Source organism: Bacillus sp. FSL R10-2201, assembly GCF_038008665.1.
Lineage (GTDB): Bacteria > Bacillota > Bacilli > Bacillales > Bacillaceae_G > Bacillus_A > Bacillus_A mycoides.
In genome coordinates this window covers 2881416-2895835 of sequence record NZ_JBBOZP010000001.1, presented here as the reverse complement: position 1 = coordinate 2895835, position 14420 = coordinate 2881416, and the positions used below count along the sequence as shown (strand labels likewise).

15 protein-coding genes and 2 pseudogenes are annotated in these 14420 nt (G+C 33.4%); 11 read left to right on the top strand and 6 right to left on the bottom strand.

The features are described from left to right. Nucleotides 1-25 precede the first annotated feature (25 nt). Together NSQ69_RS15005 and NSQ69_RS15000 are read left to right on the top strand one after the other, a co-directional pair. Nucleotides 26-697: a response regulator transcription factor gene (locus NSQ69_RS15005; protein WP_003190126.1), complete on the top strand. Its 672-nt coding sequence runs from the start codon at nucleotides 26-28 to the stop codon at nucleotides 695-697. Continuing rightward, on the top strand, nucleotides 694-1695 hold the full coding sequence (locus NSQ69_RS15000; protein ID WP_087962603.1) for a sensor histidine kinase: 1002 nt from the start codon (nucleotides 694-696) through the stop codon (nucleotides 1693-1695). The genes NSQ69_RS15005 and NSQ69_RS15000 overlap by 4 nt, the downstream gene beginning before the upstream one ends. A gap of 870 nt (nucleotides 1696-2565) precedes the next feature. Here NSQ69_RS15000 and NSQ69_RS14995 read toward each other — a convergent pair. Beyond that, entirely contained in the window at nucleotides 2566-2703 is a 138-nt protein-coding gene (locus NSQ69_RS14995; protein ID WP_000283272.1) for a hypothetical protein, read from the bottom strand. 320 nt (nucleotides 2704-3023) lie between these two features. On the opposite strand from NSQ69_RS14995, the gene NSQ69_RS14990 reads away from it, so the two are divergent. Then, nucleotides 3024-3731: an alpha/beta hydrolase family protein gene (locus NSQ69_RS14990; RefSeq protein WP_002185512.1), complete on the top strand. Its 708-nt coding sequence runs from the start codon at nucleotides 3024-3026 to the stop codon at nucleotides 3729-3731. A 105-nt stretch (nucleotides 3732-3836) separates the two neighbouring features. Here the strand turns inward: NSQ69_RS14990 and NSQ69_RS27755 are convergent. Beyond that, nucleotides 3837-4062, bottom strand: a pseudogene (locus tag NSQ69_RS27755) (IS4 family transposase); the annotation flags it as partial. Between the two features lie 69 nt (nucleotides 4063-4131). On the opposite strand from NSQ69_RS27755, the gene NSQ69_RS14985 reads away from it, so the two are divergent. The 3 genes from NSQ69_RS14985 to NSQ69_RS14975 are packed head-to-tail and all read left to right on the top strand — an operon-like array spanning nucleotide 4132 to nucleotide 7872. Next, a complete protein-coding gene (locus NSQ69_RS14985) occupies nucleotides 4132-5667 on the top strand; it encodes a spore germination protein (protein ID WP_002120381.1) in 1536 nt (511 codons plus the stop codon). Nucleotides 5668-5671: 4 nt separating this feature from the next. After that, nucleotides 5672-6772, top strand: a complete 1101-nt coding sequence (locus NSQ69_RS14980) for a GerAB/ArcD/ProY family transporter (RefSeq protein WP_002120379.1) — start codon at nucleotides 5672-5674, stop codon at nucleotides 6770-6772. Beyond that, nucleotides 6769-7872, top strand: coding sequence for a Ger(x)C family spore germination protein (locus tag NSQ69_RS14975; RefSeq protein WP_341099443.1), 1104 nt, complete (start codon nucleotides 6769-6771; stop codon nucleotides 7870-7872). Before NSQ69_RS14980 ends, NSQ69_RS14975 begins: the two co-directional genes overlap by 4 nt. A 340-nt stretch (nucleotides 7873-8212) precedes the next feature. Here NSQ69_RS14975 and NSQ69_RS14970 read toward each other — a convergent pair whose 3' ends face one another. Beyond that, complete coding sequence (locus NSQ69_RS14970) at nucleotides 8213-8410, bottom strand: hypothetical protein (protein WP_033712249.1); 198 nt, start codon at nucleotides 8408-8410, stop codon at nucleotides 8213-8215. Nucleotides 8411-8641: 231 nt separating this feature from the next. Between NSQ69_RS14970 and NSQ69_RS14965 the strand changes: the two genes are divergently transcribed. Beyond that, the gene (locus NSQ69_RS14965; protein ID WP_002120371.1) at nucleotides 8642-8962 is read left to right on the top strand and encodes a DUF3892 domain-containing protein; all 321 of its coding nucleotides are present in this window, start codon (nucleotides 8642-8644) and stop codon (nucleotides 8960-8962) included. 86 nt (nucleotides 8963-9048) lie between these two features. Here NSQ69_RS14965 and NSQ69_RS14960 read toward each other — a convergent pair whose 3' ends face one another. After that, complete coding sequence (locus tag NSQ69_RS14960) at nucleotides 9049-9489, bottom strand: YaiI/YqxD family protein (protein WP_002120370.1); 441 nt, start codon at nucleotides 9487-9489, stop codon at nucleotides 9049-9051. An 80-nt stretch (nucleotides 9490-9569) separates the two neighbouring features. Then, nucleotides 9570-11012 carry a MocR-like pyridoxine biosynthesis transcription factor PdxR gene (gene pdxR / locus NSQ69_RS14955; protein ID WP_063225763.1) on the bottom strand — a complete coding sequence of 481 codons (1443 nt, stop codon included), beginning with the start codon at nucleotides 11010-11012 and terminating at the stop codon, nucleotides 9570-9572. Between the two features lie 124 nt (nucleotides 11013-11136). Here pdxR and NSQ69_RS14950 point away from each other — a divergent pair, with 124 nt between their 5' ends. Continuing rightward, a complete protein-coding gene (locus NSQ69_RS14950; protein WP_002120365.1) occupies nucleotides 11137-12048 on the top strand; it encodes a DMT family transporter in 912 nt (303 codons plus the stop codon). 18 nt (nucleotides 12049-12066) lie between these two features. On the opposite strand, the pseudogene NSQ69_RS14945 reads toward NSQ69_RS14950, so the two are convergent. Further along, nucleotides 12067-12487: pseudogene (locus NSQ69_RS14945) on the bottom strand (NUDIX domain-containing protein). 96 nt (nucleotides 12488-12583) lie between these two features. Between NSQ69_RS14945 and NSQ69_RS14940 the strand changes: the two are divergent. The 3 genes from NSQ69_RS14940 to NSQ69_RS14930 are packed head-to-tail and all read left to right on the top strand — an operon-like array spanning nucleotide 12584 to nucleotide 14411. Then, on the top strand, nucleotides 12584-12985 hold the full coding sequence (locus NSQ69_RS14940; RefSeq protein ID WP_012261193.1) for a DUF3980 domain-containing protein: 402 nt from the start codon (nucleotides 12584-12586) through the stop codon (nucleotides 12983-12985). A gap of 17 nt (nucleotides 12986-13002) precedes the next feature. Continuing rightward, a complete protein-coding gene (locus tag NSQ69_RS14935; RefSeq protein WP_078184913.1) occupies nucleotides 13003-13473 on the top strand; it encodes a GNAT family N-acetyltransferase in 471 nt (156 codons plus the stop codon). Nucleotides 13474-13520: 47 nt separating this feature from the next. Next, nucleotides 13521-14411, top strand: a complete 891-nt coding sequence (locus NSQ69_RS14930) for an AraC family transcriptional regulator (protein ID WP_002120356.1) — start codon at nucleotides 13521-13523, stop codon at nucleotides 14409-14411. Nucleotides 14412-14420: the final 9 nt, after the last annotated feature.

Below are 14420 nucleotides of genomic sequence, written 5' to 3'. Positions count from 1 at the left end.
ATTTTAGTGATGGAAGGTCTACATAATGAAAGAATATAACATATTAATTGTTGAAGATGATTTGATGATAGGAGATTTATTACAAAAAATTTTGCAGCGTGAGAAGTATAAAGTGTATTGGGAGAAAGAAGGAAAGAATGTTCTTGATGTAATTCATGAAATAGATTTAGTCATAATGGATGTTATGTTACCAGGTGAAGATGGTTATCAAATTACAAAGAAAATAAAAAATCTAGGATTAAATATTCCAATCATATTTCTATCAGCTCGGAATGATATGGATAGTAAACTAAAAGGTCTTATCATTGGAGAAGAATACATGATAAAACCTTTTGATCCTCGAGAATTATTGTTAAGAATTCAGAAAATGTTAGATAATCAATATGGTACTTTCACGCAAATTAAACATTTATTTATAGATGCAGAATATAAAAGGGTTTTCATTAATGGTTTGCGTGATGAAGTTGTGTTTACAGCGATTGAGCGTAAAATATTTTTCTATTTGTATGAAAATAGGGATAGAATTCTAACAAAAGAACACTTCTTTGATTACTTATGGCAACTCGAAGATAGAAATCAAAATATCATGAACGTACATATAAAGAAAATTAGGACCAAAATCGATGATAAAACAGGTAACATTATTCAGAACATATATGGAGAAGGGTATAGATTAAATACCTTTATGAAGAAATGAAATTAAAGAAGAAATATCAGTTACTACTATTCTCCGCTATTGTTAGCGTACCACTGTTATTGTTGTCGATTAGTATCTTTGTATCAGTTATTTATAATGTTGTCTTTAAAACTAAAAACAAAAACATTCCTTTTCACGAATCCTTTGCATATCCTACTATGTTAATCATATTTTTATTATCACTATTAGTATTAGCTTTTTTATTTTCAAAATCGATTAACTCATTATTAAATAAAATTAATGTATTAAATCAAACGATTCGAGATTTAGCAAGTGATAAAAAAATCCCTAATATAATAGATGTCAAAATCGATGATGAGATGGGGGAACTGATTAAATCAGTAAACTTGCTTATAGAAAGAACGACTTATCGAGAATTAGAACTACAACAACAGGAACAAATAAAAAAAGAACTATTAAATAAATTACGGCATGATATTAATACACCCTTAACTGCGGTTAGATTACAATTATATTCTTTAGAAGGTGAGTACGAGGAACAAGCACCAGTACTTGAATCACTGTATGAGCAGATACAATATATAAGTAATTTAACTAACGAATTTAATATTCAATCTACAGAGACCTTAGAGAATACTTATATTGTGAACGATGAAGTGAATATACATAATTTAATAGAAAATATGATGAAAAAATGGAGCTATTTGTATAGCATTCATAAAATTGAATTAGTATATAATCCACAAGATAAAGAGTTGATATGGGATAGTAATGAGTTATGGATTCAAAGGCTATTCGATAATATTTTTCAAAATGTGCTTAAACATTCACAAGCTAAAAAACTCAAAATCATTATAGATGAAGATATTGTTTCCTTTAGAGATAATGGAATTGGCTTTGATATAAATGTCAAAGGAACGGGAATAGGATTAAAAAATATTGAAGATATATCAAAGATGTTCAATATAAAATACACTTTACAATCAAATAGTGAGGGGACGATGCTTTCTTTTAAAAACATTCAAAAAAATATATAAATTTCATTTTGAATTTCTAGTTTAAGTTTTATTAATAACGCCTATCATGTCGTTACGGAACCCAAACCTTTTTACTGAAGCAGAGGGGGATACTGCCTTTACAGATGATATATTGGAAACTTTGAAGAAATCGCGTAGGTTTTAAAAAAGGGGGAATATTTGGTCCATCACTCGATCCCATCATAAATGAGCATTTTAGCAAAGAATAAGAATTAAAAAAACGATCTTTTCTGTAGGTTCCTACAAAAAGGATCGTTTTTGTAGTTAAATTGAAATTTCAGACTAAATAAGATTGCTGTTAAAATAGAATGTTGATTTCTGCCGAGTGCTTTGGAATTTATGCAGTACTTCTGTCTTTTCGAGAAGATTTCTTTCTTCAAGTTTTGTTGCAATAAAACGATATATTACTTTTATTAGACTAGAAAAGAGCACTTCCATCTTGATAAGAAGTTTATAAATAATAAATTATTGCTGATAAGATAAATACAAATAATACATAGTTAAATATTTTCGCTGTGCCATTCATTATTTTCACTATATTACTTAATAATCCAATTGTACAAAGACTGAATATCACCATTGTGGATCCTATAAAGTCAATTGAATAACATTGATATATAGATGTTATATTTTAAACAATTTATATAAAATTACAATAATTTAATGTGAATTATTTTCGTATCAAAGGGTACACCTTTTGAAGTGGCGTGATTTCTATGAAAAACAATGTGTCAAAAAGTTGGAGATAACATTTTGAAGTAGGGGTACCTCCACATGCCCATCAACCTAGCAGAAGAGCTTGTCCCAAAAATGATAAAAACGAACTTTGTTTCTACAAAAGACATAAAACAATAAACACGTACTTCATATTTACTTTTGTTGTGGACGATAAAAAGCATCTACCAATTGATTATACTCGCTTCTTGAAATTTCTTTATTATATAGTTTAATTAATAACTCTTTATGCGCCTTCGAAAACGCTATTTTATCAATAAATTTTGGATACATACGATCATTTTCTCCCTGTCTGATAAATTATTCTGTTGAATTCCGTCTATTTCCCCTGAATATTTTAAAAAATAAACCAACAATGTTTTATGAAATATTACATATCGAAATGATTGGACATTTTATAAGCGCTTACTATTACGAAAATGACAACAACCCTTCATTTCTCCTATGAAGAGGGTGAAGCAAAAACATTAAACTATTATATTTAAAGTTTAATCTACATGAATCGACATGGAAAGACTTTTTTAGACGAAATTATACATAATTTTATGTAATTGTACATATCCAAATAAAGTAAAAATGTATTTAAAGTATCATTGGTCTTAATATCTCATGGCACTGGTGGTTCACCATTAGTTTATCGAACGATTGCTCGTCACTTGGCTCGTAACGGATTTGTTGTGGAAATGCTTGAGCATCCATTCAATAATCGAAACGACAATACAGTGGAAGGTACAGTCGATAATCTAACTATTAGGCCAAAACATATTTCTATGGCGATTGATTGGTTCTTTAATAGTGAAGATTTTACAAAGGTTTTAAAACCTGATTCTGTTTCAGTCATCGGACATTCTATGGGAGGATACACAGCATTAGCAGCATCAGGAGGAATATCAACCTCTTTCCCTTATGAGTCTTTTGATGAGAAATCTCATCTTATCAATGTTACACCTGATTACAGAATAAAATCTTTAGTTCTTTTAGCGCCAGCTTCAGTTTGGTTTAAAACAAAAGGGGCTTTGGAAGGCATAAACATCCCTATTTTGATGCTTGTTGGGGAGAAAGATCGATTTACACCTTATTTTCATGCGGAAATTATATTGAACGGGATAACTGACAGTACTAAAATTCAACATAAAATAGTTGAGAACGCAGGACATTTTTCGTTTCTTAGCCCGTTTCCAAAAGAAATGACGAATGCGTCTTTTCTTCCGTCGCAAGATCCACCTGGTTTTAATCGAGAATATTTCCATCATGAACTAAATGAAGAGATTACAGAATTCTTATTAAAGAATATACAATAATAAGAGACGTTTGATAAAGATTAGGACTATGTATCTGAAAAAACAATTGATCTATTCACAAAGCATTCTCGTTAAACAAATGGAACCATAAATTTTCTCATTTTACTTTCCTGATCCTACATGAACATGTAGAAACTGACCACTTGGTAAAGCATACTCTAGTTGAAATTTTACACTAGCATTTTGGCTACTCCGATCCAATCCTGATATGTAGAAGCAAATTCATAAAATCTTAAAATATTTTATAATACAGTGTAAAGATATGGTGAAAATAGATTGTTTACAAAGTTGGAATTTTGCTTGAAGAACAAAATTGCTGCTGAAGTAAATAGTGGTATAAATCCTTTTAAACTATACACAATAAAAATACTGAAAAGTCTTTTCGAGGGGAGTCAATGTTGTGTTTTCTATATTTAAATTTTTAAAACAAGGACGTTATTCTATAAATGATTCGGAGAACAGAAATTCAAATGTTCAGAAAGAAACTATGGGAAATCATAATATCAGCTGTGACTTATTCCAAAACACAAATGATCTTCAAAAGCTTTTTCAACAAGCTCCTGATTTGGTAATTCGTCAATTTCAACTAGTAAATAAATCAGAAGCCGCTTTGATATACTTATCTGGATTAACAGATAAACAATCTATTCATAATAATATACTGCCCCCTTTGATGCATAACCCATTTGATGTTAGTAATGGTCTACCTGTCACAATAGGAGAAATTCAAACAATCAATACTTGGAATCAAGTCGAAAATGCTATTTTTCAAGGGGATAGTATTTTATTAATTCACGGTCAAAACACAGGGTATCAACTAAATACAAAAGGATGGCCACAAAGAGATATAACAGAACCTAGAAATGAAATATCTCTAAAAGGGACGCATCAAGGGTTTGTAGAAACATCTAGTCAGAATATAGCTTTAATACGAAGATATATTCCTAATAGAGAGTTAGTATTAAAAGAGGTTTTAATTGGAAGTAGAGGGAAGACCAAAGTATCTATTTTATATTTAAGAGATGTAGCTTCTCAAGATGTACTTAAGGAATTGGAAACTAGATTTCAAAATATTAAGGTGGACTCGATTATTAATACTGGCGAAATAATTGAATTTATTGAAGATAATCCATATTCACCCTTTCCGCAGTTTATCTTGACCGAAAGACCAGATTCAACTGTATCACACATCCTTCAGGGGAGATTCGCCATTGTTGTGGATCGAAGTCCCAATGTTTTGATTGCCCCCATAAATTTCATTTCCTTCTTTCAATGGGTAGATGACTACAACACACGTTGGTTAGTATCTTCCTCTGTTCGATTACTACGTTTTATAAGTTTTTTTATAGCCTTATTGTTACCTGCAACATATGTAGCGTTTATTTCATTTAATTATGAAGTTATTCCTGTACAGCTCTATTTATCAATTGCAGAATCGAGAGAACGCGTTCCGTTTCTTCCGGTGATAGAAGCTTTACTTATGGAGATTACCTTAGAAATGATGAGAGAGGCTGCCCTTCGTTTACCCACTCCCATTAGCCAGACCGTAGGGATTGTTGGAGGTATTGTGATTGGACAAGCTGCTGTTCAAGCAGGGATTGTGAGTAATATCATGATTATTATTGTTGCTATTACAACTATAGCTTCTTCTATTGTTCCTAATTTTGAAATGGGTTTGGCAATAAGATTACTGCGTTTTCCTATGATGTTATTAGCTGCTTTATTTGGAATTGTAGGAATTATTATCGGCTGGATGACTATAATTGCACATCTTATAAGTTTAGAGTCTTTAGGTACTCCTTATGGTAGTCCTTTGTCACCTTTTCGAATATCAGGTATGAAGGACACGTTCGTTCGCTTTCCTTTGTGGTCAATGAAGAGAAAATCTAAAAATATTACGAAGAATCACAAAGAAACCAATCCTGATAAAGGGTGAAAATATGAAAAAATATGCATATAATGACATCACTGTCATGCAATACATCTTTATTATTAATGCCTCACAAGTAGGAACTGGAATTCTGTCCCTTCCAAGGGTACTTGCAGAAAAAGCTGGAACAGATAGCTGGATAGCACTATTTATTGGTTGGTTTTGCGCTATGACTGCCAGTATTTTGCTAATTCAAACAGCCAAACACTATCCAAATGATACCTTATATGAAATTCTTATTCGATTGTTTGGGAAAATCATTGGTACCATGGTAATTATTCTTTATATGATATATTTTGCTTTTTACGCATGGACAGTTCTAATTAATGGCATGCTTTATATTAAGGGCTGGCTTCTTCCAAAAACACCCGACTATATTATTTTGTTTCTATTCTCTATTCCAACCTTTTTGGTTGCACGCAATGGTGTTCGGATAATAGGTCGATACTGCGAATTATGCTTTTATATGACAATGTGGATTCCATTTTTTTTCTTCATACCATTAAAAGATAGCAATTGGTTACACTTTCTTCCAGTATTAAAGGAGGGTTGGAAACCTGTCTTTTCGGCTGTTCCGTCTACTATCTTTTCCTTTATAGGATTTGAAATTGCATTTTTTCTTTATCCTTTTTTGCAAAAAAAGCAATATGCAACGCAAGGAATTATTATAGCAAATACCTTAACATTTATATTTTATCTATTTACTATCCTTATCTGCTTTTCGTACTTCAGTCCAGATGCAATTTTAGAGTTTAATCAACCTGTACTAAACTTGCTTAAAGTTATTGAATTTCGTTTTTTAGAACGGTTTGATATGATTTTATTGGCTATTTATCTAATTGTCGTCTCTACTGCATGGATTCCTTGTGTATACGGTGCTGTATTTTGTTCTAGTCAACTAATTGGAAAACAAGATCATACTCTTCATGTAGCTATTTTATTATTGGCAGTAATTATAGTAACGTTTTGGATCCATCCCTCATGGAATGAATCTGAACTATTTCAAAAGCTTACATCGAAAGCTGGACTTGTATTAGCTTTCTTATTCCCTGTATTTTTATGGATATATAACTTAATCCACAAAAAATACTTTCGGAGGGAAGCACATTGAAGCAGAAAATATTATGCAGTGTTTTAATTCCGCTAATATTGCTCACTGGGTGTTTAGACCAAATGAATGTAGAAGATGTTACACTCACGCTTATACTGGGTTTAGATTTGGACGAAAATGATAATTTGAAAGTATACTTATCCAGTCCTGTTTTCAATAAAGAAGCCAAGATTAAAGAGGAACAATATGGTGTGAAATCTGTTACAGTGCGAAACTCTCGTGAAAAATTCGACACCATGGCTATGGCTTTGACATCGGGAAGCAAGACACAACTTATTTTGATTGGTAAGCGACTTTTAAAACAAAAGAAGTGGGCGGATTATTTAGATCCTTTTTATCGAGATCCCAAAAATACGGTTACTACAAGAATTGTTGCTGTGGATGGACCTGTTTCAGACATAATTTATTATGCTCCCAAAAATAAACCACGTCTTCCTATATATTTGGCAAAATTAATTGAGACTGCACATAGAAGAAATATTACTGTAAAAACTACTCTTCAAGATTTTCATAACCAAACAAAAGAAAAAGGAATGACGGCGAGTGTTAGCGCACTTAAAAAGAATAACAATATAAAGTTGATAGGTTCAGCATTACTTGATGAACAGAATAGATATAAGCTAACTATTACACCAAAAGAAAATTTATTATTAAGTATCTTACAGAATCACATACAGGGAGAATTTCCATTTACTATTGCCATACCGCTACAATCTGAAAGCAAAGAAAAACATTGGTTAAGCTTTAATACTCAAAGTACCAAAGTAAAAACAAACGTACAATACAAAAATCATTTTATGTTTAATATAAATGTACATATGAGAATTTCAATTTCAGAACGACTGTTTCCTTTTAATGTTAGGAATGATGGAGAAAGATTAGAAAGAAGCATTGAAAAACAGTTAAAAAGTGATTTAGAACGTTTAATAAAGAAAATACAAAAAGCAGAAATTGATCCTATAGGATTGGGGTTGTATGCACGAGCTTATACATATAAAGATTGGAAAAGAGTCCAAAAGAAATGGGGAAAAGCATTATCGAAGGCTGATGTTAAAGTTAATGTACATGTTAAAATTGGTGGAATGGGTACAATCAAGTAACAAGAACTCAGAGTAATAATTTTTTTTAGAAACTTCCTGGGTAGCATCACATCTCCATCAGCTTAAAGGTTCATAGCGCCCTTAGAACGTAATTTTTTGTTAGTCTGTAACAAAAAAGTACATTTTTTTCTTTTTTGGGGTGTTTACTTTTCTTAAGTTGATGCGCATGGGTCACCATACCATTTCGGGGAAATTGTACGTTTAGACACAATTTGGACGCAAATTAACCGATTCCCTGTACGTTAAGGAATCGGTATTTATAATACAGGTTAAAATAAACAGCACTGTAGACTAATTGCTATGGTGTTTTAGCAGATGAAATAACCCATACTTTATATAGCTAAGGTTCATTATTTACGTCTATTTCTGTATGAACTTTAAAATGAGGGACCTCAGCCAATAGAACATAGGCAATCTTATAATCAGGTGTTACATAACCATCATAAACACGTCCATATATTTCATTCCCGATTGAGTCCGTCCATACTTCAGCTTCTCTCAATGTCTCAAATATAATGTTTTCACTATTCCATTTGATATTCATCTGAACAGCTCTATTTCTTAAATGTTTTCGATATAATATTATCAGTTTTGAGTATCTTATATTGAGAGGTACTCTATAAAGTTCTAAAATAAATTTGTAATAGATTGAAAAATTATGATCCGGGTTATCTTTTTGAGGGAGTGTATTTTTGTGAACTTGATGGAAGAAGTACATAAAACCAATACCTTCCAAACATACTAATAAAATATTTTGGAGGTGAGTTTTATGGATAAAAAAGACTTTCAAAAAGTTTATAATGAATACTTACATCAAGGAGAAGAGCAAGCTCAATTGGAAGTAGTCCAGGACCAGGAAGTCGATTCGGGAGCAGAACAAATTGTTGCCGTTCGTAAAAATGATGATGGGGATTTAATTGCTTTTAAGACAAGTAGCGGGAGAGAGTTAGATTATATTACTGCTCTTAGTGAAGCGAAATCAGGGAAGTTAGTTCATGTGGACGTATTTCATAAGTATGGTAGAGATATTATACGTAGTGAACCTGATGGAATAAAGGAAAATAACTTAGATAATTTACCTTCATTTTAAACAGGTAAACCTCAAGAAGAGAATGTTCATTTGGATATTCTCTTCTTTGTTTTGCGAAGTTTTCCTTGCAAATAGACGGTTCATTTTTAAAGTGCGACTATACTTTTAAAGAGCACTCTAAACTTCTCTTTATCTTCTGCTGTAAATGGTTTCGGTCCCTTTGTACGTTTACCGCTTTTTCGAACCATTGCACTTAAATACCGTGTTTGTAACAATTGTTCAATGTTTTCATTCGTATACTTATAGCCTTTATGGTGTAGAACGATACAGCCTTTTGCTAAAGCTAGCGAAGCAAGACCATAATCTTGCGTTACGATTAAATCTTCTTTTTTGGCTAATTGCATTATTCGGTAATCCGCAGCATCTGCTCCGGAATCAACATAAATTGTTTCTACACCTTTTGGTTGTTCCGCATTAGAATAATGAGAAAAGCTAGTAACGAGGGTAACGGGAATTTCTGCATTCGTAGCCTCTAAAATAATTACATCTTTTACAGGACAAGCATCTGCATCAACGTAGATCTTCATTTTATCACTCCTATGAATAGGTTCGTGTTGATAATAATGGTAGATTTTGCTTTTGTCAAACGAGACTTCTTTACATAATGTTATTTCCCACAAACCAAAATAGCCTCACGCAAACGAGAAATACCTTTTTCAATTTGATCAATATTCACTTTCCCGTAAGATAAACGAATATAACCGTCTTTAGCACCGAAAATACTACCCGGCATAAAGGCAATTTCTTGTTTTAAGCTTTGCATAATGAGTTGTTTTTCATTTATCGGTTCGTTTAATTTTCCCCATATGTATATACCACCGGTCGGGTTTGAAAAAGAGATTTTATCGTGAAGTTGCTCGTTTAGGGCGCGAACGATAATGTCTCTTTTTTCTGCTAGTTGTTTTCGTAACGGTACGATATGCGACTGAAATGGTACAGTTTCGAAAAATTGTTGTATAAGCCACTGCGGGAATATACTCATTCCTAATTCCATTTGGTGACGCGCATCTGATAATCGCTCTATGACAGACTGCGGAGCGACAAGCCAGCCAACTCGTAACCCTGGTGCAATCATTTTAGATAAGGAATGTACATAAATGACTGTTCCATTTTCATCAATTGATTTCAAAGTAGGACAAGGTTGTTTCTTTTCTAGCGTAAGTAAACTGGATGGATCATCTTCAACGATTGCAATTCGTAGGTCTGCGCAAAGTGATAACAGTTTTTTTCTACGGTTTGGATGCAACATTGTGCCCGTAGGATTTTGGAAGTTTGGATTTAAAAAGATCATTTTTATACGATGCTTTCTATATAATTCTTGCACATCGTCTGGATTAATACCGTGTTCATCGACAGGTAACGGGAAAATACGAATACCTGCTGATTGGAATAGCGGTAATGAATAACAGTGTGATGGACTTTCGAAAGCGACCGCATCACCTGGGTTTAATAAACATTGTACGATAAGGTGAAGTGCTTGTTGGGCGCCGGATGTAATCATAATCGATTGTTCGGTCGCTTCAACTTTTAAATATTCCTTCATATATTTTACTACCGCTTGTCTTAGCGGGAGATACCCCTGGGGATGATCGTAACTTAATGACTGCGTTAACGGTTGTTCTCGCAAAATTGTTTGTAGTTGATCGTGAGGATAGAGATTACAACCGAGCTCTCCGTTTGCGAAATCTATAATGTTCTCATTTTGTTGTACTTCTGCCCGAATATGGCGAAGTAACGGTAAGTTTGGTAAGAAAGTACCACCTTCTACGAAATTTCTCCAATTCGGCGTTAATGTTGGAGAAACGCCCCACATATGTGTACTCACACGTGTACCTTTACCAGTCGTACTTTCTACAATTCCCATAGCACGTAGTTCATTATAAGCAGTCGTTACCGTACTTCGGTTTACATTTAACTGCGTAGCTAATTTCCGTTCTGAAGGGAGGAAGCTACCTGGGGGAAGTTCTCCGTATGTAATACGTTTTTCAATAAAGTCAACAACTTGCTGATAAATTGGGATTTTACTGTCGTTATCTAGCTTCCATTCCATACAAACGCCTCCGAAAATCTTATATACATTAAGTATAACAAATTGGCTGGGTAAAAAAACAGCCAATTGGACGGTGTTATATCCAGCCAATTTTACTATGCTAAATAGGGAAGGGGAGATTCGGATGAAACGATGGCAAATGGAATGGCTCCTAGTATCAGTAGCATTAGTATGGGGAGCAAATTATACAATTGGAAAGTATGGCGTGGCATATATGTCATCCATTCAATTTAATAGTTTACGATTTTTAGTAGCATCACCGGTATTATTACTTATTACATTTTTAATGGAACGCTCATTACGTATTGAAAGAAAAGATTGGTTACGATTACTAGCAGTCGGTATCGTTGGAACGACAATGTATCAAACGATGTTTATGCTATCTGTGAAATATACTTCAGCAACGAACGCCTCATTATTAATTGCGATGTCACCTATATTTACAGGGATATTAGCAGTATTGCACAAACAAGAACGTTTTTCGATGAAAGTACAAATTGGTTCAATAGTAGCGTTTATTGGTGCAGCATTCGTTTTATTAACAGGGCATACGGGAGGAGCTACATACGAGTATGCGTGGCTCGGAAATGTAATTGGATTAGTCGCAGCAATTGCGTGGGGATGGTATCCCATTTTAGCGCAACCACTTATCACAAAATACTCCGCAATGAGAGTCACATCATGGTCTACTTTAATTGGAATTGTACCTCTCGTTATATACTGTTTATTCAACGTAAATACATTAACGTGGCCAGTAGATACGCCAAGCTGGGGATCACTAGCATATTCAATCGTCTTTGCGACAATCTTCGGACTTGCAATGTGGTATGTCGGTATTAGTAAAATCGGTTCAACGAAAGTAATGGTTTATATGTATCTCGTACCATTGTTCGCAGTTATCTTTGCAGCTGTAACAATTGGAGAGCAAATCAATATGATGCAACTTGTTGGCGGTCTTATTATCTTTATCGGTTTATATGTTGTAAAAAAAGGCGGAATCAAAAAGACAGCTCTCAATTTGAAAAAAGTAAGCTAACAGTAAAAAGGATCTCTTTCACATAGAAGGAGATCCTTTTTTATTTAGTAGTAAAAGTGCTTGTTCAACAGCCCATTTTTGATGATCATGAATTAAATGTTCTATAGCAAGCGATGGAGACATCCATTGTAAAATATGGTCTTATTCATGAACTTCAACTTCATGAATCTTCTTTTTCGGCATAAAAATATCGTGCTGCATTACCGATAGAACGATCAATTTCAATCGCCCAACCTAATTCCTCTAGTAATTCACGATGTAAACATGCTTCTTTCGTTTCCGTACTTTCCATACCGTCACCAGGTAAAAAGTAATGTTCTCCTTTTTCGATGATAGCTATTTTTGAGCAAGTATTGTTAAAAATAACCGCATAGCAACTAGGCCGTAATACATACTGGACGGTAGGGTTTTTATAGATAAATGTCGGTTTCGAAATCATAAAACACGACCTTTCTCTATAAAATACATAAAAGGGATATTAAGGTAAATCTAGAATTATGTAAGTATAATCTTATATGAGTGGAGTGATATCAACATGATAAATCGAAAGTGTTCACGATGTAAAGAAATAACAGGTACATTGCATGGTGGTAAAAAAATTAAAGAAGAATTTCTATGTGAAGACTGTTTGCAAAAAGGAATTGCGAGTGGGGAAATCGAATTATCACAAGTGGAGCAAGAACAAACCTCGTATCTTTCTATAAAAATATTAAAAATAATGAGTGTTATTTATTTAATAGTATCTATTATAACTGCTTTTTCTGCTGGAGCACTTATACAGGATCCAGGGCTTGGTGGAATATCATTTTCAATAACAGGTGCAGTTGGTGTTATGGTAATTGGATCGATATTCCAGTCTGTTCTTGTATTTTCAGGTATTTGGGTATTCATTCTGTTAGTCGAAACGGTTATTAAAATATATGAAAAAATGAAGTGAGTGAGAGGGAGAAATACATGCGAGTAAGAAATATTCAAGGGGAAGATTATGTAAAGATTCATTCTGTATTAAATGATTGGTGGGGCGGAAGAGATATGGCTAGTATGTTGCCGAAGTTGTTTTTCGTCCATTTTCAAGAAACGAGTTTTATCATTGAAGAAGATGGCGAAACGTTAGGTTTTCTATGTGGTTTCTTTTCACAAACGCATAAAGATGAAGCGTACGTTCATTTTATCGGTGTAAATCCGAAGTTTAGACGAAAAGGAATCGCATCGACGTTATATTCTTATTTCTTCGATAGCGCTCGTGCAAATAACCGTAAAGTTGTAAAAGCAATTACGTCACCAGTTAATAAAAAGTCAATTGAATTTCATCAAGAAATCGGATTTCGAATTGAAGCTGGGGATGATGAGATAGATGGTGTATCCGTACATACAAATTATGATGGGAACGGCGGGAGTAGAGTTTTATTTTTAAAAAATGTGTAAAGTAGGCTGACGTAAAGTTAGTCTTTTTGTTGTGAGGAGGGATAAATGTGGAGAGTTCTCAAAGTAGAAACGAGTATTTACGACGTGTTTATAAAGTGCAAGACTATATAGAATCACATATAAATGATTCACTTTCAATTGAAGATTTAGCTAATGTGGCAGGCTTCTCAAAATTTCATTTTCATAGAATTTTTAAAGGGATGATGGATGAGCCGTTATCTCGGTATGTGAATCGTTTGAAATTAGAGAGGGCAACACACCTTCTTACTTATCGTACAGATATGACGATTACAGACATTGCGTATTACTTCGGGTTCACAGATTCAGCAGTTTTCTCCCGGACATTTAAAAGTTATTACGGAGTAAGTCCGTCTCACTATAGAAATCACAATAGCAAGAATTGCAAAGACGTAAGTGAAACTTCTCAATACAATGAATGTAAGAAGGTTCGAGGAAATGTTGAAATTGTAACAGCGGACAACGTAAACGTCGCATACATAAGACATGTAGGTACATATAAAGAGTTAGCTATAGCTTTTTCAAAAATGATAGAAAAACTATTTCGTTACGCCACAGAGCAAAACTATCATGTATTCGAGGATACGAAAGTATTAACAATTTACCACGATCATCATGAGTTTACAGAAGACTATCAGTTAAGAACAAGTCTATGTATAACAATTCCGAATGAGTCCGCAGTAGAAACGAGCGACATTGGAATAATGGTAATACCTTCAGGCAAGTATGCGGTAGGTCATTTTGAAATATTCCAAGATGAATATAAAGGAGCATGGAATTTCTTATACGGTGAATGGCTGCCAAATAGCGGATATAAGCCGAGAGATTCGTACCCTTTTGAAGTATATAGAAATGATCCAAGGCAGCATCCCGAACATAAACATATAGTTGATATATATGTACCTATCGAACTTTTTTAATCATATATT

What these genes read in the sequence shown, in the direction of transcription:
- NSQ69_RS14980 (WP_002120379.1), top strand. Translation starts at nt 5,672, where the DNA reads ATGAAAAAATATGCATATAATGACATCACTGTCATGCAATACATCTTT.
- NSQ69_RS14935 (WP_078184913.1), top strand. Translation starts at nt 13,003, where the DNA reads ATGCGAGTAAGAAATATTCAAGGGGAAGATTATGTAAAGATTCATTCT.
- NSQ69_RS14965 (WP_002120371.1), top strand. Translation starts at nt 8,642, where the DNA reads ATGGATAAAAAAGACTTTCAAAAAGTTTATAATGAATACTTACATCAA.
- NSQ69_RS14950 (WP_002120365.1), top strand. Translation starts at nt 11,137, where the DNA reads ATGAAACGATGGCAAATGGAATGGCTCCTAGTATCAGTAGCATTAGTA.
- NSQ69_RS15005 (WP_003190126.1), top strand. Translation starts at nt 26, where the DNA reads ATGAAAGAATATAACATATTAATTGTTGAAGATGATTTGATGATAGGA.
- NSQ69_RS14940 (WP_012261193.1), top strand. Translation starts at nt 12,584, where the DNA reads ATGATAAATCGAAAGTGTTCACGATGTAAAGAAATAACAGGTACATTG.
- NSQ69_RS15000 (WP_087962603.1), top strand. Translation starts at nt 694, where the DNA reads ATGAAATTAAAGAAGAAATATCAGTTACTACTATTCTCCGCTATTGTT.
- pdxR (WP_063225763.1), bottom strand. Translation starts at nt 11,012, where the DNA reads ATGGAATGGAAGCTAGATAACGACAGTAAAATCCCAATTTATCAGCAA.
- NSQ69_RS14995 (WP_000283272.1), bottom strand. Translation starts at nt 2,703, where the DNA reads ATGTATCCAAAATTTATTGATAAAATAGCGTTTTCGAAGGCGCATAAA.
- NSQ69_RS14960 (WP_002120370.1), bottom strand. Translation starts at nt 9,489, where the DNA reads ATGAAGATCTACGTTGATGCAGATGCTTGTCCTGTAAAAGATGTAATT.